We start from the raw sequence: 16,981 nt of genomic DNA on the forward strand, positions 1-16,981 counted from the left end.
AGTCATTACGCCGCCAGAACCCTATCTAATGCTTTTTCCGCTACCACTAAATGCTGGCCGCCAAAAAGAATCGCCCGGTTAAGTAGAGTGTAGAGTTGATAGATTGGTTGGCGCAGGAGGAAGTCTGTGGGAAGAGGGGATATCGACTGATATCCGTCATAGATTTGCGGTGGTTGATCGGGATGCAATGGCAACATTGCGAGGTCGCATTCACGATCTCCCCAGTAACACGCTGGGTCGTAAATAAATGGACCATCAGGCCCCATGGCACAATTTCCTGACCACAAATCACCATGCAGCAACGATGGCTGTGGCTGGTGGGAGGCGAGAGTTTGGTGTACAAAATCGACGATAAGATCGATATCGCCAAATTGGATCCCTTTTTCAGCGGCGAGTTCTAACTGCCAGCCAATCCGTTGCTCTGCAAAAAATGTTGACCAGCGTCGTTGCCAGGCATTGGGTTGAGGGGTAGTGGAAAGATCATTATCAAAATCGAGGCCAAATTGCGGTTGCTCGCTCCATTGATGCAATCGCGCCAGTTGTTGCCCCAGCAAAAAGGCGTTATGTGCATCCAGCGGTTTTGATGGCATGTATTCGAGCAGCAAAAAGCTGTAATCGCGATCGCTGCCAACCGCCCAGACTTTTGGTACGCGTACCGTGTTGCTGCGTGAAAGTAACTCAAGCTGATCGGCTTCCGCAGTAAAAATAGGCAACATTTCACGCGCATCGCTTTTGACAAAGATCTCATGACCGGCATAGTGAATTCGCCAGGCTGCATGAATTTCTCCGCCGGGTAATTCCGTGCGTTGTTCAATTTCCGCAGTGCCGAGTTGTTCACTTAACAGACGACTAATAGCTTGCCACATGATGCTTCTCCCCAGGTTTTCTGGTAGATCATTAGCTTATCGCTGTTAACCGGGTCAAACTTCGAACTGACGCACATCCCCGGTCATGATATTTAAAACAAGGTTATTTACTCTGTTGTAGCCAATTTTCCCATGTTGTTACTGACACTTCGGGTTCGATACCTAGCGCTAGCTGACCAAGGCCACGGGATAACTCTTCAACTTCTGTCTGGCTCGATGTGCTTATTAACCCAAATGTATTGATACCTAACTCGTGAATTTTCCCTTCGTCATCTGACATCGTGAGCAAAAAACCGCCGCGTGTCAGTTGGTTATTGAGCTCGTTAAGATCCGTAAGATTGTTCTCCTGGAACTTAAATGTGACAACATAGCGCACGATGTCTCCGTTACTCATTATTCACCTCATTGTTATCCCGAAGGTTTTAGCATAGTTGATCTATATGAAATGGCGACTTTTGACGAAACGACAAGCCGCCATTCAGAATGCAGTCGCTAATTACGCAAGTATTCGTAGATTTTTTGTGTATTTTCCAATGAGCACAGACGAGTGCCATGATTTAAGGTGGCAGCACTACCGGCGGCGACACCGAAACGAACCATATCTAATAAAGGTGCCCCTTCCGCCAGTTTCAACGTCATTGCCCCGACCATGCTATCGCCTGCGCCAACCGTACTTTGGCTTTTGACTGGTGGTGGGACAACTTGTACACAACCGCTAGCATCAACACCAAGAGCACCTTGCGGACCAAGAGAAACCACCACGCGTTTCGCTTTGCCACTGTCGACAATCTCTTGTGCAGCCTGGCGCACATCGTCAGGTTGAGTGAGATCACGGTTTACTAAAGCACTGAGTTCTTTTTGGTTTGGTTTAACCAACTCAATATTGCCGATTTCAAGGGTTGCTTTTAAGGCTTCACCAGAGCTGTCCACGATGCAGCGAATACCTGCTCGTTGAGCGGATTTTACTAGTGCGCACAGTTTAGAAACGTTAATACCTGGTGGGAGGCTACCACTGATAACCAGAATAGCTTCGGGCTCAATAGACAATACTTTTTCTTCAAGAAGACGGAATTCATCATCGGACAGTGCGGCGCCAGGCATCACAAAACGATACTGCTCGCCAGTTGACTCAGCATGAACATGCAAGTTTTGCCGGGTCCAGTCGCGTGCATTAATTGTATCAATTGCGACATGTTCATCTAGCAAGAGGGCGCACAGGTGTTCCCCGGTCGCGCCACCAGAAGGAAATATGGCTGTTGCCTGGCCTCCTAAGTGCACAATCGCTCGTGCAACGTTAATACCACCTCCGCCAGGTTCAAACACTGGAGCGGTGCAGCGGAGTTTTCCTTCCGGGTAAATTTGTGCGGTCAATGTTGCGCTGTCGAGTGAGGGAGCAAGTGTCAATGTGTAAATCCGAGCCATATATCCTCCTTAATTTAGCATTGGGATAAAGCGTAGCACTGTTTTAGCCCAGGGAATGTCAATTAACACAATGATTTATCAAATGATTTGTAAAAAGCAATAGCTCACTATGTTTATGAAAATAAAGATGTTTTAAGAGCACTCTTATTCAAAAAATGAAAGAAGAATTCATTGCTATGTTATTCGGGCTTTTTTATAATTTGTAACCTTTCTTGGCTCATAATTATTTGATCCACAGAAGAGATTCCGGAACCTTGATGGTTTCTTTTTATGTTGTACGGACGATTAAATGAATTTAGTTAAGACAGTACCGGCTGCAATTTTGCTGACCGGAAGTGCGCTATTGAGTCACTTTGCAATTGCAGATAATTCGGTTTTCACTGTCATGGATGACCCATCTACTGCTAAGAAACCGTTCGAAGGTAACCTGAATGCGGGTTATCTTGCGCAATCAGGTAACACCACAAGCTCTTCGTTGACAGCGAACACCAATATGACCTGGTATAACACCTCTACCGCATGGTCAATTTGGGGTAATGCAAACAACACCTCCTCTAACGATGAGCGCTCTTCTGAGACGTATTCGGCTGGTGGTCGTAGCCGTTACAACATGACCGACAGCGATTACCTGTTTGGCCAGGCCAGCTGGTTAACTGACCGTTACAACGGCTATCAAGCGCGTGACGTAGCGACAGCCGGTTATGGTCGCCAGTTCCTCAGTGGCCCGGTTCACAGTCTGCGTGTGGAATTTGGTCCTGGTGTGCGTTATGACGAATACAGTGATGGTGGTCATGAGACCCAGGTTCTGGGTTACGCATCGGGTATCTATAACTGGCAGTTGACCGATAACGCTAAATTTATCCAGGGCGTTTCCGTGTTGGGTAGTGAAGATACGACGGTGAACTCTGAAACTGCGCTTGAAGTAGCAATCAATGAGCATTTTGGTTTGCGGGTTGGCTACAACGTCACCTGGAACTCAAATCCACCTGATTCTGCTCCAGAGCATACAGATAGACGTACCGCAGTTACTCTTGGTTATAAGATGTAATTGGTAAAGCCGGGTCATTCCCGGCTTTAATGTTTTATTTTATCGTTCTGTGCTAATATTATTTTGGTCCATGGTTTTGTTTTAAATAAAATCTAATATGCCAACTTTCCTTCATAATCTCTCCACAATCTAGCACTTCGACATATATTCAGTATCTTTGAAACTATTTGACAAATAAATTGACTGGGAAAAAGTGTGATCTGGATCTACTCTTATTTTGTATAAGGCAATATGCCTGCAGGTCCACTAAATAAGAGAATAATGAATATGAAAACAATTAAATATACCGCTACAGCAGTTGTGCTTTCTGTAATTTCATTCGGTGCATTTGCAGCCCAACCTACAACTACCACTACTTTAGCGAGCACTACTGTCGCCCCGCAGACTGCACCATCCAACACATGGCATGCTACTGATATTGAAGCTGGCTCAAATATCCAGCCTGGTGCTCAATCAACAGGCCGTTCAATGGATGATGCTTTTGATGTCCATACACTGGTTGCTGGCGAGTGGTATTAGTAAATAAAGCAGTGATGATTATGTTTCATTTGTGCGAAATTGCTAATTGATCGCTCATTTTCAAATTCGCATGAAATAAAAAGCCGGAGCAGGATGCCCGGCTTTTTATTTTTTAACCTTATAAACCGGTAATGTAATTATTCGTCAAGGGCAATGTTTAGAAAAGCTTATTAGTTTTACTTGTGTTTTTTTCGAATATACAAACGTGTTTTCGTTGATAATTGTATAAAAAAGTGGGTAAAACAGTCAGTTATTATTATCGTTCTCAAGATGTTTCTGGACTGCAAAACGCGACATAACCTGCTTAAAGTGATAGTATTCTCAACCGTCGTGAAGCCTGTGAACCGCACATTCACGCAGGAATTGTGAACCCGGCCTTGCAATTGTAGGCGAGAAGGTGACGCAACCCATTGAAACTAAAGTAAAATACATGTTGCATGTGATCTTACGTGTGGGTCACCACTGCAGATAAGGACTTATTAATGCCTGTTATTACTCTTCCTGATGGCAGCCAACGCCATTACGACCATGCTGTTAGCCCGTTGGATGTAGCCCTGGACATCGGTCCTGGCCTTGCCAAAGCGTGTATCGCTGGCCGTGTTGATGGCGAACTGGTTGATGCATCTGATCTTATTGAGCACGATGCTAAACTCGCGATTATCACCGTTAAAGATGAAGCTGGCCTGGAGATTCTCCGCCACTCATGCGCCCACTTATTGGGCCATGCTATCAAACAACTGTGGCCGCACACTAAAATGGCGATTGGCCCGGTTATTGATAACGGTTTTTACTACGACGTTGACATTGACCACACGCTGACGCAGGAAGATCTTGAGCTGCTCGAGAAGCGTATGCACGAGCTGGCTGAGAAAGATTACGATGTCATCAAGAAGAAAGTGAGCTGGCACGAAGCCCGCGAAACTTTCGTGAACCGTGGTGAAAGCTACAAGGTTGCGATTCTTGATGAAAACATCAGCCATGATGATAAGCCAGGTCTGTATCATCATGAAGAATACGTTGATATGTGCCGTGGTCCGCACGTACCGAATATGCGTTTCTGCCATCATTTCAAACTGCAGAAAACATCCGGTGCATACTGGCGTGGCGATAGCAGCAACAAAATGCTGCAACGTATTTATGGCACCGCATGGGCAGATAAAAAGCAGTTGAATGCTTATCTGCAACGCCTGGAAGAAGCGTCTAAGCGCGATCACCGTAAAATTGGTAAGCAACTCGACCTGTATCATATGCAGGAAGAAGCGCCAGGTATGGTGTTCTGGCATAACGACGGCTGGACTATCTTCCGTGAGTTGGAAGTATTCGTACGTTCCAAGCTCAAAGAGTACCAGTATCAGGAAGTGAAAGGCCCGTTCATGATGGACCGTGTGCTGTGGGAAAAAACCGGCCACTGGGACAACTACAAAGATGCAATGTTTACCACTTCTTCCGAGAACCGTGAATACTGCATCAAGCCAATGAACTGCCCAGGTCATGTGCAGATCTTTAACCAGGGGCTGAAGTCTTACCGCGACCTGCCATTGCGTATGGCTGAGTTTGGTAGCTGTCACCGTAACGAGCCGTCAGGCGCGTTGCATGGCCTGATGCGTGTTCGCGGCTTTACTCAGGACGATGCTCACGTATTCTGTACTGAAGAGCAGGTTCGCGATGAAGTGAACAGCTGTATCCGCATGGTCTATGACATGTACAGCACCTTCGGTTTTGAAAAAATCGTTGTGAAGCTGTCGACCCGCCCGGAAAAACGCATCGGTACCGACGAAATGTGGGATCGTGCAGAGGCGGATTTGGCCGTAGCGCTGCAAGAAAATAATATACCGTTTGATTATCAACCGGGTGAGGGTGCATTCTATGGCCCTAAAATTGAATTTACCCTATACGACTGCCTGGATCGTGCATGGCAGTGCGGTACTGTACAGCTGGACTTCTCTTTACCATCACGCCTGAACGCGTCTTATATCGGCGAAAGTAACGAACGCCTGGTTCCGGTAATGATTCACCGTGCAATTCTCGGATCTATGGAACGTTTCATTGGTATCCTGACCGAAGAATTCGCGGGCTTCTTCCCAACCTGGCTGGCACCGGTACAAGCAGTGGTCATGAATATCACTGATGGACAGTCTGATTACGTCGACGAATTGACCCGTAAACTGCAAAATGCAGGCATTCGTGTAAAAGCAGACTTGAGAAATGAGAAGATTGGCTTTAAAATCCGTGAACACACGTTGCGTCGTGTCCCTTACATGTTAGTTTGTGGCGACAAAGAGGTCGAAGCAGGCAAAGTAGCCGTTCGTACCCGTCGTGGCAAAGATTTGGGGAGCATGGACGTCAACGAATTGATTGAAAAGCTGCAAAACGAAATTCGCAGCCGCAATCTAAATCAACTAGAGGAATAGAGTTATTAAAGGCGGAAAAAGAGTTCAACCGGCGCGTCCTAATCGCATAAACAGAGAAATTCGTGCCACTGAGGTTCGTCTGACAGGTATAGACGGCGAGCAACTAGGTATTGTGAGTCTGAATGAAGCTTTAGAAAAAGCCGAGGAGGCTGGGGTTGATTTAGTTGAAATCAGTCCTAATGCTGAACCGCCTGTTTGTCGAATTATGGATTACGGCAAATTCCTCTACGAAAAAAGCAAATCTTCTAAGGAACAGAAGAAAAAGCAAAAAGTTATTCAGGTTAAGGAAATCAAATTCCGACCTGGTACCGATGATGGCGACTATCAGGTAAAACTCCGCAGCCTGGTTCGCTTTCTGGAAGAGGGTGATAAAGCTAAAATCACACTGCGTTTCCGCGGTCGTGAAATGGCTCACCAACAGATTGGTATGGAAGTGCTTAACCGCGTCCGTGACGATCTGAGTGAACTGGCAGTCGTCGAATCCTTCCCATCGAAGATCGAAGGCCGCCAGATGATCATGGTGCTCGCTCCGAAGAAGAAACAGTAAGGCCATCAAGTAACAGTTCTCGCGAGGTCTCGGCCTCGTGAGTCTTGTTCGCCTTCTGGTTCGTTTTATTAACAATGCGAAGTGGAAAGTTATTAAATGCCAAAGATTAAAACTGTACGCGGCGCCGCTAAGCGCTTCAAAAAGACCGCCGGTGGTGGTTTTAAGCGTAAGCACGCTAACCTGCGTCATATTCTGACTAAAAAGTCTACTAAGCGTAAACGTCACCTGCGTCCGAAAGGTATGGTCTCCAAAGGGGATCTGGGCCTGGTCATCGCTTGCCTGCCGTACGCATAAGTAGCACTTTTTAATTAATTCAGAATATAGAACAGGAGAGCTAATATGGCTCGCGTAAAACGTGGTGTAATCGCACGTGCTCGTCACAAAAAAATCCTTAAACAAGCCAAAGGCTACTACGGTGCGCGTTCACGCGTATACCGCGTTGCTTTCCAGGCTGTTATCAAAGCTGGCCAATATGCTTACCGTGACCGTCGTCAACGTAAGCGTCAATTCCGTCAGCTGTGGATTGCACGTATCAACGCTGCAGCTCGTCAGAACGGGATCTCTTACAGCAAATTCATCAACGGCTTGAAAAAAGCTTCTGTTGAAATCGACCGTAAGATCCTGGCTGACATCGCCGTATTCGACAAAGTGGCATTTACTGCACTGGTTGAGAAAGCGAAAGCAGCTCTGGCGTAAGCCAGTTATTAGAGGGAGCTTGCTCCCTCTTTTAATTTCTAATGGTATGTTTAACACTGTTCAATAAGGTAACTGCAAGCATGAATGCTGCTATTTTCCGTTTCTTTTTTTACTTTAGCACCTGAATTCGGGGGCTTTGCGCGTAAGAAAAGAAACGAAAAATAGCGCCGAAAGCCTCCATTAGGAGGCTTTTTTTTTGCATCCCTTTTTATCTTTATATACGGATCAACTACCCCGGTAATTATGCCGGCATAAGAGGAATACCATGCCACATCTCGCAGAGCTGGTTGCCAACGCAACGGCCGCCATAAACGAGGCCCAGGATGTTGCCGCGTTAGACAACGTACGCGTCGAGTATTTAGGGAAAAAAGGTCATCTGACCCTCCAGATGACTACCCTGCGTGAATTGCCAGCAGAAGAGCGCCCAGCCGCCGGTGCAGTAATTAACGAAGCCAAAGAGAAAGTGCAGGAAGCATTGAATGCTCGTAAAAATGCACTTGAAAGTGCTGCGCTGAATGCTCGCCTGGCAGAAGAAACTATCGATATCTCACTGCCCGGGCGCCGTGTTGAAAATGGTGGTTTGCACCCGGTTACACGCACCATCGACCGTATTGAAAGCTTCTTTGGGGAGTTAGGCTTCACTGTGGCAACTGGCCCGGAAATTGAGGATGACTATCACAACTTCGATGCGCTGAATATTCCAGGCCATCACCCTGCTCGTGCTGACCACGATACATTCTGGTTCGATGCAACGCGTTTACTGCGCACCCAGACCTCTGGCGTTCAGATTCGCACCATGAAAGACAAGCAGCCGCCGATTCGTATTATCGCGCCGGGACGCGTGTATCGTAACGACTACGATCAGACTCACACGCCGATGTTCCACCAGATGGAAGGTTTGATTGTTGATACCAATATCAACTTCGCTAACCTGAAAGGTACCATCCACGATTTCCTGAACAACTTCTTCGAAGCTGATTTGCAGATTCGTTTCCGCCCGTCTTACTTCCCGTTCACCGAACCATCCGCAGAAGTTGATGTGATGGGTAAAAATGGCAAATGGTTGGAAGTATTAGGCTGCGGCATGGTGCATCCGAACGTTCTACGTAACGTTGGTATCGATCCAGAAGTTTATTCAGGCTTTGCTTTCGGTATGGGCATGGAGCGTTTGACCATGCTGCGCTACGGCGTAACCGATTTGCGTGCATTCTTCGAAAATGATTTACGTTTCCTCAAACAGTTTAAATAAGGGCGGGATATCCAATGAAATTCAGTGAACTCTGGTTACGCGAATGGGTAAATCCAGCCAACAGTAGTGAAGAGCTTTCCGGTCAAATTACTATGGCTGGTCTTGAAGTTGATGGTGTTGATGCCGTTGCGGGCGAATTCAACGGTGTGGTTGTGGGTGAAGTGGTTGAGTGTGGCCAACATCCAAATGCTGACAAACTGCGTGTAACAAAAGTTAATGTCGGTGGTGACCGTCTGTTAGACATCGTTTGTGGTGCACCAAATTGCCGTCAGGGCCTGAAAGTTGCTGTGGCAACCGTTGGTGCTGTGTTGCCAGGTGATTTCAAAATTAAAGCAGCAAAGCTGCGCGGTGAGCCATCTGAAGGCATGCTCTGCTCATTCTCCGAGTTGGGCATTTCCGATGACCATAACGGTATTATTGAGCTGCCGCTGGATGCCCCGATTGGTACTGACATCCGTGAATACCTGAAGCTTGACGACCACACTATCGAAATCAGCGTAACGCCAAACCGTGCCGATTGCCTCGGTATCATTGGTGTTGCCCGTGATGTCGCGGTTGTGAACCAACTTTCGTTAAACGTGCCAGAAATAGCTACTGTAGCGGCGACTATTACCGACACGCTGCCAATTCGTGTCGATGCGCCTGAAGCATGTCCACGTTACCTGGGCCGTGTAGTTAAAGGTATCAACGTCAAAGCACCAACGCCGCTGTGGATGAAAGAAAAACTGCGTCGTTGCGGTATTCGTTCTATTGATGCAGTGGTTGACGTGACTAACTACGTGCTGTTGGAACTCGGCCAGCCGATGCATGCGTTCGATAAAGACCGCATTGAAGGTGGCATCGTTGTGCGTATGGCAGAAGAGGGCGAAACCCTGACGCTGCTTGATGGTAACGAAGCGAAGTTGAATGCCGATACTCTGGTCATTGCTGACCACAACAAAGCACTGGCAATGGGCGGCATCTTTGGTGGCGAACATTCTGGTGTCAATGATGAAACCCAGAACGTACTGCTTGAGTGTGCATTCTTCAGCCCGCTGTCTATTACTGGCCGCGCGCGTCGCCATGGCTTGCATACCGATGCTTCTCATCGTTATGAACGCGGTGTGGATTCAGCGTTGCAGTACAAAGCAATGGAACGTGCGACCCGTCTGTTGATCGATATCTGCGGCGGCGAAGCTGGCCCGGTTATTGATGTTACTAATGAAGCACATCTGCCAAAAGCTGCCACAATTACCCTGCGTCGCAGTAAGCTCGATCGTCTGATTGGCCACCATATTGCAGATGTACAGGTTGGCGATATTCTGCGCCGTCTGGGCTGTGAAGTGACTGAAGGTGATAACCAGTGGACTGCGGTGGCTCCTAGCTGGCGCTTTGATATGCAGATTGAAGAAGATCTGGTTGAAGAAGTGGCGCGCGTTTATGGCTACAACAGTATCCCTAACGAGCCTGTACAAGCGGGTCTTATCATGGGTACTCACCGTGAAGCTGACCTTTCGCTCAAGCGTGTGAAAACCATGCTGGTCGATAAAGGCTACCAGGAAGTGATCACCTACAGCTTTGTTGATCCTAAAGTTCAACAGCTGCTGCACCCGGGTGAAGAAAATCTGATTCTGCCAAGCCCAATTTCCAGCGAAATGTCAGCAATGCGTTTGTCCCTGCTGACCGGCCTGCTCAATACTGTGGTTTATAACCAAAACCGCCAGCAGGCGCGTGTGCGCATCTTTGAGTCCGGTTTACGCTTTGTTCCTGATACGCAGGCAGACCTGGGTATTCGTCAGGATCTTATGCTGGCTGGTGCGATCTGTGGTAACCGTTATGAAGAGCATTGGGATCTGGCGCGTAACACCGTCGACTTCTATGATTTGAAGGGCGATCTGGAAGCGGTTCTGGATCTGACGGGTAAACTTTCAGACATCGAATTTAAAGCAGCAAGTAACCCAGCCTTGCATCCGGGACAAAGTGCTGCCATTTATTTAGGTGGGGAATACGTTGGTTTCATTGGTGTTGTCCACCCGGAACTGGAACGTAAGCTTTCGCTCAATGGTCGTACACTGGTGTTCGAAGTGCTGTGGAACAAGCTTGCAGACCGCGCTGTGCCTGAGTCTAAAGAGATTTCTCGTTTCCCTGCGAACCGTCGTGACATTGCTGTTGTGGTTGCAGAAAACGTTCCCGCAGCAGATATTTTGGCAGAGTGTAAGAAAGTTGGCGCAAATCAGGTAGTTGGCGTAAACTTGTTTGATGTGTACCGTGGTAAAGGTGTAGCCGAAGGTTATAAGAGCCTTGCCATAAGCCTTATCCTGCAGGATACGGGCCGTACACTCGAAGAAGAGGAGATGGCCGCTACCGTTGCAAAATGTGTAGAGGCATTAAAAGAGCGATTCCAGGCATCATTGAGGGATTGAACGTATGGCGCTTACAAAAGCTGAAATGTCAGAATATCTGTTTGATAAGCTAGGGCTTAGCAAACGTGATGCTAAAGAGTTGGTAGAGCTGTTTTTCGAAGAGGTTCGTCGCGCTCTGGAAAATGGCGAGCAGGTTAAGCTATCAGGCTTTGGTAATTTTGACTTACGCGATAAAAACCAACGTCCCGGGCGTAACCCGAAGACTGGTGAAGATATTCCTATCACGGCACGCCGTGTAGTGACCTTCAGACCTGGTCAGAAGTTGAAGAGTAGGGTTGAAAACGCGTCGCCGAAAGACGAGTAACCTGAATTAACCAAAAAGGCCGCTTTAGCGGCCTTTTTCTTTGCTTTGACCCGTCCTGAATCACTACCAACCGCATACGTTATGATCATCATCTTCATCATAACCGCGCACGATATTAATCAGTTCTTTTACCATTTCGGCGGCCGTAGCCGGAGCTGCCATTTCATCAAGCGTGCTGAAATCTTTGTCTACAGACACCCCGTTATTATTGTTGGTCACGGAAAGCGCATAACCTTTATCGCACAGGGCACAATCCTCGGACAGTGCTAAGCAGTCTACCAACGTCGTGACAGCCTCATTTGCGAAGACTGGAACATAGAGAGCCATAGGCTTCAAATACACTTTCTCAGCGACTGCCCCAGTTCTGCGATTCATTATCGCCAGCGTATACCCCTTATTTTCTTCTCCGTTATCCATCATTATCACTTTATTCTTCTATTAAAATTTGTGTGTCAACGTAGAAATCAACGCTGAATAAGACATCATCTGTTAACGCTTCGATGAAGTGCCATTTCTCCGGCGGGAATACGGCAAATTGGCCTTCCTCGATGGTTAAAGTTTCCAGCACTTCGGGGCTAAACTCGTCAGAAAAATTGTAATAGCGAATAATTCCTTCCATCACTGATAAACGCGGATAGACCCCCTGACGCGTACCCGCGTCAAGATGTCGACGCCAAATACCCGGAGGTGCAGTTTCACGGTTCCAGAAAGGCGTACTACGAGTGTGAACGTAATGTGATGGGATCTCGATTCGCTTCATTTATTAATCCTTGTGAGTATTCACTACCTGACCAAAACCTTTCCCGCTCAGTTGCACTTCCGGCTCAGCAAAAAAATCGATATTGAAATAGGTATCGTCGGTCAACAGCTCAATACGATGCCATTTCTGCGGGGGGCTGATGCCAAAGCAACCCGCCTCTATAACCAGTTCCAGATCTGGTGTTGTCGCTTCCGCATCGGCGAAACCAAAGTATTTGACGGCGCCTCGCATGACGGAAAGACGACCATAGACGCCGGCTTTAGTGTTGTGATGACTTAAAAGTGCAGCAGGGACATTCGATTTATCAAAGAATTGTGTGGCACGAGTGTGGACGTAATTGGCAGGAATAGTGAGTTTCATTGTTTTATCCCTCGTTTGGGGTCAGTACGACCCGATATGAGATTTAATGGCAAACCATCGCCGTGCGATTATGCGATTATTTGATAATAGCAAAAAATATTTTAAAGATAGTGTACCTGTAAAAGGCGCCGTTACGATTCGCCAGGTGCTCTATCCCTATAAAAATCCCTTACGTAACCACTTAGTGGTATCAAAAAAGAGGGCGGGTAATCAGCCTATAAAATCCGCATCTGGCAGCTTTCTTCTTTTCTTCTTGTTCTGCGCGGAAAATCCCTCGTAAAATCAAATTTATGAATGGCTACTAATCGGACCTTATTACCCAGATGCTCACTTTTGTCGCTCAACAACGCCGCCACGAACGCCGTTGGCTACTTGCATTGTTTGCCACAATGTTGGGGATGGTGGTGCTGAGTTTAAGCGCCGGCGACCAGTGGTTTGCTCCGCAACACTGGATGCGTGAGGATGCTCAACTGTTCATCTGGCAGATCCGCATGCCCCGTACCTTAGCAGTGCTATTGGTTGGCGCGGCATTGGCGATCTCAGGCACCATTATGCAGGCCCTTTTCGAAAACCCGCTGGCCGAGCCGGGCCTGCTTGGTGTATCCAATGGTGCCGGTGTTGCGCTGGTCGCTGCGGTATTACTTGGGCAAGGGATGCTGCCGGACTGGATACTGGGAATTTGTGCGATCGCCGGTGCGCTGATTATCACATTTATCCTGTTACGTTTTTCGCGGCGGCATCTTTCAAATAGTCGATTGTTGCTTGCGGGTGTGGCTCTGGGGATTATCTGTAGTGCGCTGATGACCTGGGCTATCTATTTCAGTTCAAGCCTCGACTTACGCCAGTTAATGTATTGGATGATGGGTGGTTTTGGAGGTGTAGACTGGCGGCAATGGTGGTTGATGATAACTCTGCTGCCTGTGATGTTGTGGTTATGCCGCAACTATGCCCCCCTGAACTTAATGGCGTTGGGTGAAATGTCAGCTCGTCAGCTTGGCCTGCCTGTCTGGTTGTGGCGCAATATTATGGTCATTGCAACTGGCTGGTTGGTCGGTGTGAGTGTGGCTCTTGCCGGTGCTATTGGTTTTATCGGCCTGGTCATCCCACATATGCTGCGTCTGAAGGGGCTAACGGATCACCGTATCTTATTGCCTGCCAGTGCGCTGGCAGGTGCAACAGTGTTGCTTGGGGCTGATGTCATTGCACGTCTGGCACTTGTTTCGGCTGAATTACCTATAGGTGTTGTGACAGCAACCCTGGGCGCTCCGCTATTTATATGGCTACTATTAAAAGCTGGGAAATAACCATCGTTTGATTTCAATTTAAGGGGACACAATGCAAGACATTCTGAATACTGAAGTCACTACCATTGATGGTGAAGCGACAACGCTCGAAAACTGGAAAGGTAAAGTACTGCTGGTGGTGAACGTAGCCTCTAAATGCGGCCTGACGGTGCAATACGAACAATTAGAGAATCTGCAAAAAGAGCTGCAACACGAAGGTTTCTCGGTTCTTGGTTTCCCATGCAACCAGTTCCTGGGCCAGGAGCCGGGTAGCGAAGAAGAGATCAAAACCTTTTGCAGCACTACTTATGGTGTGACGTTCCCTATGTTTAGCAAAGTGGATGTCAATGGAGAGAATCGTCACCCGTTGTACCAAAAATTAGTGGCTGCCGCGCCAACTGCGGTTGCGCCTGATGGGAGTGGCTTTTTTGAACGCATGAGCAGCAAAGGTCGTGCACCCGCTCATGCTGGCGATATTCTGTGGAACTTCGAGAAATTCCTTATCGGGCGCGATGGCCAGGTTATTCAACGTTTCTCACCTGATATGACACCTGAAGACCCGGTTGTTATTGGTGCTATCAAGTCGGCACTGGCGAGATAATGTCGTTGTTACAGCTTAACGATGTGGTTGTGGCGGAGCGGCTTGGGCCGATTTCCGCCATTGTACACACGGGTGAACTGGTGCATCTTGTCGGGCCAAACGGCGCGGGGAAAAGCACATTGTTAATGAGAGCTGCGGGGTTGAGTTTGGGAGGCGGGGAAATAACCTTTGCCGGCAGCAACCTGAACGAATGGCAACCCACGCATCTGGCTCGCCATCGTGCTTATCTTTCTCAGCAACAAATGCCACCATTTTCCATGCCTGTCTGGCACTACCTGCAAATGCATCAGCAAGTCACTCCTGGCGATAGCGTGATGCTCAAGCTCGTTGGCAGTTTGGGTCTGACAGACAAACTTACGCGCAGTGTTAACCAGCTTTCTGGCGGCGAGTGGCAGCGTGTTCGTCTGGCAGCCGTCGTGTTACAAATTCACCCTGAAATTAACCAGCATGGGCGCTTGCTCCTGCTGGATGAGCCAATGAACAGCCTGGATATTGCGCAGCAAACTGCGCTGGACAGAATTCTGATGGCGTTATGCGAAGCGGGCATTGCGGTGTTGATGAGCAGCCATGATTTGAACCACAGTTTGCGTCATGCCCATACTGTCTGGTTATTGCGTGCGGGTAAAATGATTGCACAAGGTAAGCGGGATGATGTGCTGTCTGTGCAACATTTAGCGACAGCCTATAACATGCACTTTCGTAGAATGCAGGTTGAAGGGCACAGCATGCTGATAGCTACACTTTAATTGCTGGTAAAAACTTGCACCAAATCATAGGTAAGCGCTAAATTACTGGAAATTATAAACGGGTGAGGACTAGCCTGAAAATGCGTGTATGGATTCTTGTAGTGGCATGTCTGGTGCTCGCTGGGTGTAGCCATCATGCGCCACCTCCAAATTCTCGTCTTTCAGACTCGATAACGGTGATTGCCAGGCTTAATGATCAACTCAGCGGCTGGCATGGCACTCCGTATCGCTATGGTGGCATGAGCCGTCGTGGAGTCGATTGTTCCGGTTTTGTGTCAATTACTTTCCGCGACCGGTTTGATCTGCAACTGCCACGCGAAACGCGCCAGCAGGCCAAAATTGGCACTGAAATTGATAAAGATGATTTACTCCCGGGCGATCTGGTGTTCTTTAAGACGGGGTCCGGTGAAAGTGGCCTGCATGTTGGTATTTACGATACGGACAACCAATTCATTCATGCCTCGACCAGCCGCGGCGTGATGCGCTCGTCGCTCGATAATGTCTACTGGAGCAAGAAATTCTGGCAGGCCCGCCGTATCTAGCACCGTTATTTTCCTCGACCAGGGCCAGGCTATTGGCCCTAAACGTGACTCCCTTCAGCAATTCCGTGGCTAACCCAGGTACGGTTCACAATATCAGGTAATATCTGGGAGCATTTCGCTCCTACTAAAGGATAGTTCATGGTGACTCTCGAAGATGTTGCCGCCAGCGCAGGTGTATCCCGGGCGACCGTCTCGCGCGTGGTGAATGGCGACAATAAAGTTAAAGCACAGACCCGAATCAAAGTTGAAGCGGCGATCATTGAATTAGGCTACACGCCGAATCCTGCGGCTCGAGCTTTAGCATCCAGTCAGAGCAATACATTAGGGCTTGTCACGACCTCTTATCGTGGCGGTTTCTTCGGGGCACTGATGGATACCATTCAGAGTGAAACTGAATTACACGGAAAACAGTTATTAGTGACCCAAGGGCGTGATACTGCTGAGAAAGAGCTCAATGCAATTCAGCGGCTGTTTAATTTACGTTGTGATGGCCTGATATTACACGTCCGCGCCATCACCGATGGCACTCTTGTGCAACTGGCTGAACAAGATCGCAAATTCATTATTCTTGACCGGGACGTTCCGGGGCTTGAATCACGCTGTGTGGTGTTTGATCATCGCGCGGCGAGTGCTCTTGCCACTCAGGTTTTTATTGATGCAGGCCATACTGCAATTGCTTGTTTGCATGGGCCGAGTGGACGATCTTCAAGCTTACTACGTCTTCAGGGTTTTATTGATGCAATGAATCAGGCGCAGCTGTTGCCGGTTGCGGTGCTGGGTGGCGAGTACGACATGCCGGGTGGCTATCAATTGGCATCTCAGTTACTGGAGAGTGCCCAACCGACGGCTATTTATTGTTGTAATGAGGAGTTGGCGGTAGGTGCAATGCTGGCAATCACTGAACGCGGGCTGCGAATTCCCCAGGATATCTCACTTGTTTGTTACGACAGTGGAGAAAGAGCCGCGTTTGTTCGACCTGCAATTACCAGTGTTCATTTTCCGATAAGTGAAATGGCGCGTTTTGCGATCCGTAAATTATTGGAAAATAATTATGAGAATGAATCTTTTTCTCCCAAGATAATCCACCGTGATTCTGTCCGTCATATTCGCTAAAACTGGCGATAGGAAGATAACCAGGATAATATAATTATATTCAAAAAGAATCTGATACACATATCAAGGATGACCTTGCGTTTAAATACAATCAAATCAATCCAGTTAACGC

At 47.9% G+C, this 16,981-nt stretch carries 22 protein-coding genes and 1 other annotated feature; of the genes, 16 read left to right on the forward strand and 6 right to left on the reverse strand.

Annotated elements, in window-relative coordinates:
- Window positions 1-5: 5 nt before the first annotated feature.
- The 3 genes from M979_RS04520 to pfkB all read right to left on the reverse strand — a co-directional run bounded on the left by M979_RS04520 (window position 6) and on the right by pfkB (window position 2,288).
- A complete protein-coding gene (locus M979_RS04520) occupies window positions 6-866 on the reverse strand; it encodes a fructosamine kinase family protein (protein WP_034456012.1) in 861 nt (286 codons plus the stop codon).
- A gap of 103 nt (window positions 867-969) precedes the next feature.
- Window positions 970-1,260 carry a type V toxin-antitoxin system endoribonuclease antitoxin GhoS gene (gene ghoS / locus M979_RS04525; RefSeq protein WP_034456011.1) on the reverse strand — a complete coding sequence of 97 codons (291 nt, stop codon included), beginning with the start codon at window positions 1,258-1,260 and terminating at the stop codon, window positions 970-972.
- A gap of 98 nt (window positions 1,261-1,358) precedes the next feature.
- Window positions 1,359-2,288, reverse strand: a complete 930-nt coding sequence (pfkB, locus tag M979_RS04530) for a 6-phosphofructokinase II (protein WP_064553910.1) — start codon at window positions 2,286-2,288, stop codon at window positions 1,359-1,361.
- 289 nt (window positions 2,289-2,577) lie between these two features.
- On the opposite strand from pfkB, the gene M979_RS04535 reads away from it, so the two are divergent.
- From M979_RS04535 to ihfA, 10 genes are all read left to right on the forward strand, one after another.
- Complete coding sequence (locus M979_RS04535) at window positions 2,578-3,336, forward strand: DUF481 domain-containing protein (protein WP_034455980.1); 759 nt, start codon at window positions 2,578-2,580, stop codon at window positions 3,334-3,336.
- 267 nt (window positions 3,337-3,603) lie between these two features.
- Window positions 3,604-3,855, forward strand: coding sequence for a YdgH/BhsA/McbA family protein (locus M979_RS04540; RefSeq protein ID WP_034457151.1), 252 nt, complete (start codon window positions 3,604-3,606; stop codon window positions 3,853-3,855).
- A gap of 482 nt (window positions 3,856-4,337) precedes the next feature.
- Entirely contained in the window at window positions 4,338-6,266 is a 1,929-nt protein-coding gene (thrS, locus tag M979_RS04545; RefSeq protein ID WP_034455978.1) for a threonine--tRNA ligase, read from the forward strand.
- Window positions 6,267-6,270: 4 nt separating this feature from the next.
- Window positions 6,271-6,813: a translation initiation factor IF-3 gene (gene infC / locus M979_RS04550; protein WP_072009408.1), complete on the forward strand. Its 543-nt coding sequence runs from the start codon at window positions 6,271-6,273 to the stop codon at window positions 6,811-6,813.
- 96 nt (window positions 6,814-6,909) lie between these two features.
- On the forward strand, window positions 6,910-7,107 hold the full coding sequence (rpmI, locus tag M979_RS04555) for a 50S ribosomal protein L35 (protein ID WP_005968897.1): 198 nt from the start codon (window positions 6,910-6,912) through the stop codon (window positions 7,105-7,107).
- Window positions 7,108-7,152: 45 nt separating this feature from the next.
- Window positions 7,153-7,509, forward strand: coding sequence for a 50S ribosomal protein L20 (gene rplT, locus M979_RS04560; protein WP_000124850.1), 357 nt, complete (start codon window positions 7,153-7,155; stop codon window positions 7,507-7,509).
- A 75-nt stretch (window positions 7,510-7,584) separates the two neighbouring features.
- Window positions 7,585-7,707, forward strand: a sequence feature (Phe leader region).
- Complete coding sequence (pheM, locus tag M979_RS23235; RefSeq protein WP_001386830.1) at window positions 7,590-7,634, forward strand: pheST operon leader peptide PheM; 45 nt, start codon at window positions 7,590-7,592, stop codon at window positions 7,632-7,634. Its footprint overlaps the feature before it by 45 nt.
- Before the next feature lie 67 nt (window positions 7,708-7,774).
- On the forward strand, window positions 7,775-8,758 hold the full coding sequence (gene pheS, locus M979_RS04565) for a phenylalanine--tRNA ligase subunit alpha (RefSeq protein WP_034455974.1): 984 nt from the start codon (window positions 7,775-7,777) through the stop codon (window positions 8,756-8,758).
- A gap of 14 nt (window positions 8,759-8,772) precedes the next feature.
- Window positions 8,773-11,160, forward strand: coding sequence for a phenylalanine--tRNA ligase subunit beta (gene pheT / locus M979_RS04570; protein ID WP_064553911.1), 2,388 nt, complete (start codon window positions 8,773-8,775; stop codon window positions 11,158-11,160).
- Between the two features lie 4 nt (window positions 11,161-11,164).
- On the forward strand, window positions 11,165-11,464 hold the full coding sequence (gene ihfA, locus M979_RS04575) for an integration host factor subunit alpha (RefSeq protein ID WP_034455972.1): 300 nt from the start codon (window positions 11,165-11,167) through the stop codon (window positions 11,462-11,464).
- A gap of 63 nt (window positions 11,465-11,527) precedes the next feature.
- Here the strand turns inward: ihfA and M979_RS04580 are convergent, their stop codons facing one another.
- The 3 genes from M979_RS04580 to M979_RS04590 are packed head-to-tail and all read right to left on the reverse strand — an operon-like array spanning window position 11,528 to window position 12,584.
- Window positions 11,528-11,881, reverse strand: a complete 354-nt coding sequence (locus M979_RS04580) for a DUF1869 domain-containing protein (protein WP_064553950.1) — start codon at window positions 11,879-11,881, stop codon at window positions 11,528-11,530.
- A 10-nt stretch (window positions 11,882-11,891) separates the two neighbouring features.
- Window positions 11,892-12,224 (reverse strand): TehB family protein, encoded by a 333-nt coding sequence (locus M979_RS04585; RefSeq protein ID WP_064553912.1) that lies wholly within the window; start codon window positions 12,222-12,224, stop codon window positions 11,892-11,894.
- A gap of 3 nt (window positions 12,225-12,227) precedes the next feature.
- On the reverse strand, window positions 12,228-12,584 hold the full coding sequence (locus tag M979_RS04590) for a TehB family protein (protein ID WP_064553913.1): 357 nt from the start codon (window positions 12,582-12,584) through the stop codon (window positions 12,228-12,230).
- Window positions 12,585-12,630: 46 nt separating this feature from the next.
- Between M979_RS04590 and M979_RS23240 the strand changes: the two genes are divergently transcribed.
- The 6 genes from M979_RS23240 to M979_RS04615 all read left to right on the forward strand — a co-directional run bounded on the left by M979_RS23240 (window position 12,631) and on the right by M979_RS04615 (window position 16,869).
- Window positions 12,631-12,864 carry a hypothetical protein gene (locus tag M979_RS23240; RefSeq protein WP_157093204.1) on the forward strand — a complete coding sequence of 78 codons (234 nt, stop codon included), beginning with the start codon at window positions 12,631-12,633 and terminating at the stop codon, window positions 12,862-12,864.
- Between the two features lie 43 nt (window positions 12,865-12,907).
- Window positions 12,908-13,888 (forward strand): vitamin B12 ABC transporter permease BtuC, encoded by a 981-nt coding sequence (btuC, locus tag M979_RS04595; protein WP_064553914.1) that lies wholly within the window; start codon window positions 12,908-12,910, stop codon window positions 13,886-13,888.
- Window positions 13,889-13,919: 31 nt separating this feature from the next.
- On the forward strand, window positions 13,920-14,468 hold the full coding sequence (locus M979_RS04600) for a glutathione peroxidase (protein ID WP_034455967.1): 549 nt from the start codon (window positions 13,920-13,922) through the stop codon (window positions 14,466-14,468).
- Complete coding sequence (gene btuD, locus M979_RS04605; RefSeq protein ID WP_064553915.1) at window positions 14,468-15,214, forward strand: vitamin B12 ABC transporter ATP-binding protein BtuD; 747 nt, start codon at window positions 14,468-14,470, stop codon at window positions 15,212-15,214. The genes M979_RS04600 and btuD overlap by 1 nt, the downstream gene beginning before the upstream one ends.
- Before the next feature lie 80 nt (window positions 15,215-15,294).
- On the forward strand, window positions 15,295-15,756 hold the full coding sequence (locus M979_RS04610; protein WP_034455965.1) for an NlpC/P60 family protein: 462 nt from the start codon (window positions 15,295-15,297) through the stop codon (window positions 15,754-15,756).
- 138 nt (window positions 15,757-15,894) lie between these two features.
- Window positions 15,895-16,869: a LacI family DNA-binding transcriptional regulator gene (locus M979_RS04615; RefSeq protein WP_064553916.1), complete on the forward strand. Its 975-nt coding sequence runs from the start codon at window positions 15,895-15,897 to the stop codon at window positions 16,867-16,869.
- Window positions 16,870-16,981 lie beyond the last annotated feature (112 nt).

Source organism: Buttiauxella noackiae ATCC 51607, assembly GCF_001654865.1.
Taxonomy (GTDB): Bacteria; Pseudomonadota; Gammaproteobacteria; order Enterobacterales; family Enterobacteriaceae; genus Buttiauxella; species Buttiauxella noackiae.

Coding starts and splice junctions, on each gene's coding strand:
- M979_RS04520 (WP_034456012.1), bottom strand. CDS start 866: ATGTGGCAAGCTATTAGTCGTCTGTTAAGTGAACAACTCGGCACTGCG.
- ghoS (WP_034456011.1), bottom strand. CDS start 1,260: ATGAGTAACGGAGACATCGTGCGCTATGTTGTCACATTTAAGTTCCAG.
- pfkB (WP_064553910.1), bottom strand. CDS start 2,288: ATGGCTCGGATTTACACATTGACACTTGCTCCCTCACTCGACAGCGCA.
- M979_RS04535 (WP_034455980.1), top strand. CDS start 2,578: ATGAATTTAGTTAAGACAGTACCGGCTGCAATTTTGCTGACCGGAAGT.
- M979_RS04540 (WP_034457151.1), top strand. CDS start 3,604: ATGAAAACAATTAAATATACCGCTACAGCAGTTGTGCTTTCTGTAATT.
- thrS (WP_034455978.1), top strand. CDS start 4,338: ATGCCTGTTATTACTCTTCCTGATGGCAGCCAACGCCATTACGACCAT.
- rpmI (WP_005968897.1), top strand. CDS start 6,910: ATGCCAAAGATTAAAACTGTACGCGGCGCCGCTAAGCGCTTCAAAAAG.
- rplT (WP_000124850.1), top strand. CDS start 7,153: ATGGCTCGCGTAAAACGTGGTGTAATCGCACGTGCTCGTCACAAAAAA.
- pheS (WP_034455974.1), top strand. CDS start 7,775: ATGCCACATCTCGCAGAGCTGGTTGCCAACGCAACGGCCGCCATAAAC.
- pheT (WP_064553911.1), top strand. CDS start 8,773: ATGAAATTCAGTGAACTCTGGTTACGCGAATGGGTAAATCCAGCCAAC.
- ihfA (WP_034455972.1), top strand. CDS start 11,165: ATGGCGCTTACAAAAGCTGAAATGTCAGAATATCTGTTTGATAAGCTA.
- M979_RS04580 (WP_064553950.1), bottom strand. CDS start 11,881: ATGGATAACGGAGAAGAAAATAAGGGGTATACGCTGGCGATAATGAAT.
- M979_RS04585 (WP_064553912.1), bottom strand. CDS start 12,224: ATGAAGCGAATCGAGATCCCATCACATTACGTTCACACTCGTAGTACG.
- M979_RS04590 (WP_064553913.1), bottom strand. CDS start 12,584: ATGAAACTCACTATTCCTGCCAATTACGTCCACACTCGTGCCACACAA.
- M979_RS23240 (WP_157093204.1), top strand. CDS start 12,631: ATGGCAAACCATCGCCGTGCGATTATGCGATTATTTGATAATAGCAAA.
- btuC (WP_064553914.1), top strand. CDS start 12,908: ATGCTCACTTTTGTCGCTCAACAACGCCGCCACGAACGCCGTTGGCTA.
- M979_RS04600 (WP_034455967.1), top strand. CDS start 13,920: ATGCAAGACATTCTGAATACTGAAGTCACTACCATTGATGGTGAAGCG.
- btuD (WP_064553915.1), top strand. CDS start 14,468: ATGTCGTTGTTACAGCTTAACGATGTGGTTGTGGCGGAGCGGCTTGGG.
- M979_RS04610 (WP_034455965.1), top strand. CDS start 15,295: ATGCGTGTATGGATTCTTGTAGTGGCATGTCTGGTGCTCGCTGGGTGT.
- M979_RS04615 (WP_064553916.1), top strand. CDS start 15,895: ATGGTGACTCTCGAAGATGTTGCCGCCAGCGCAGGTGTATCCCGGGCG.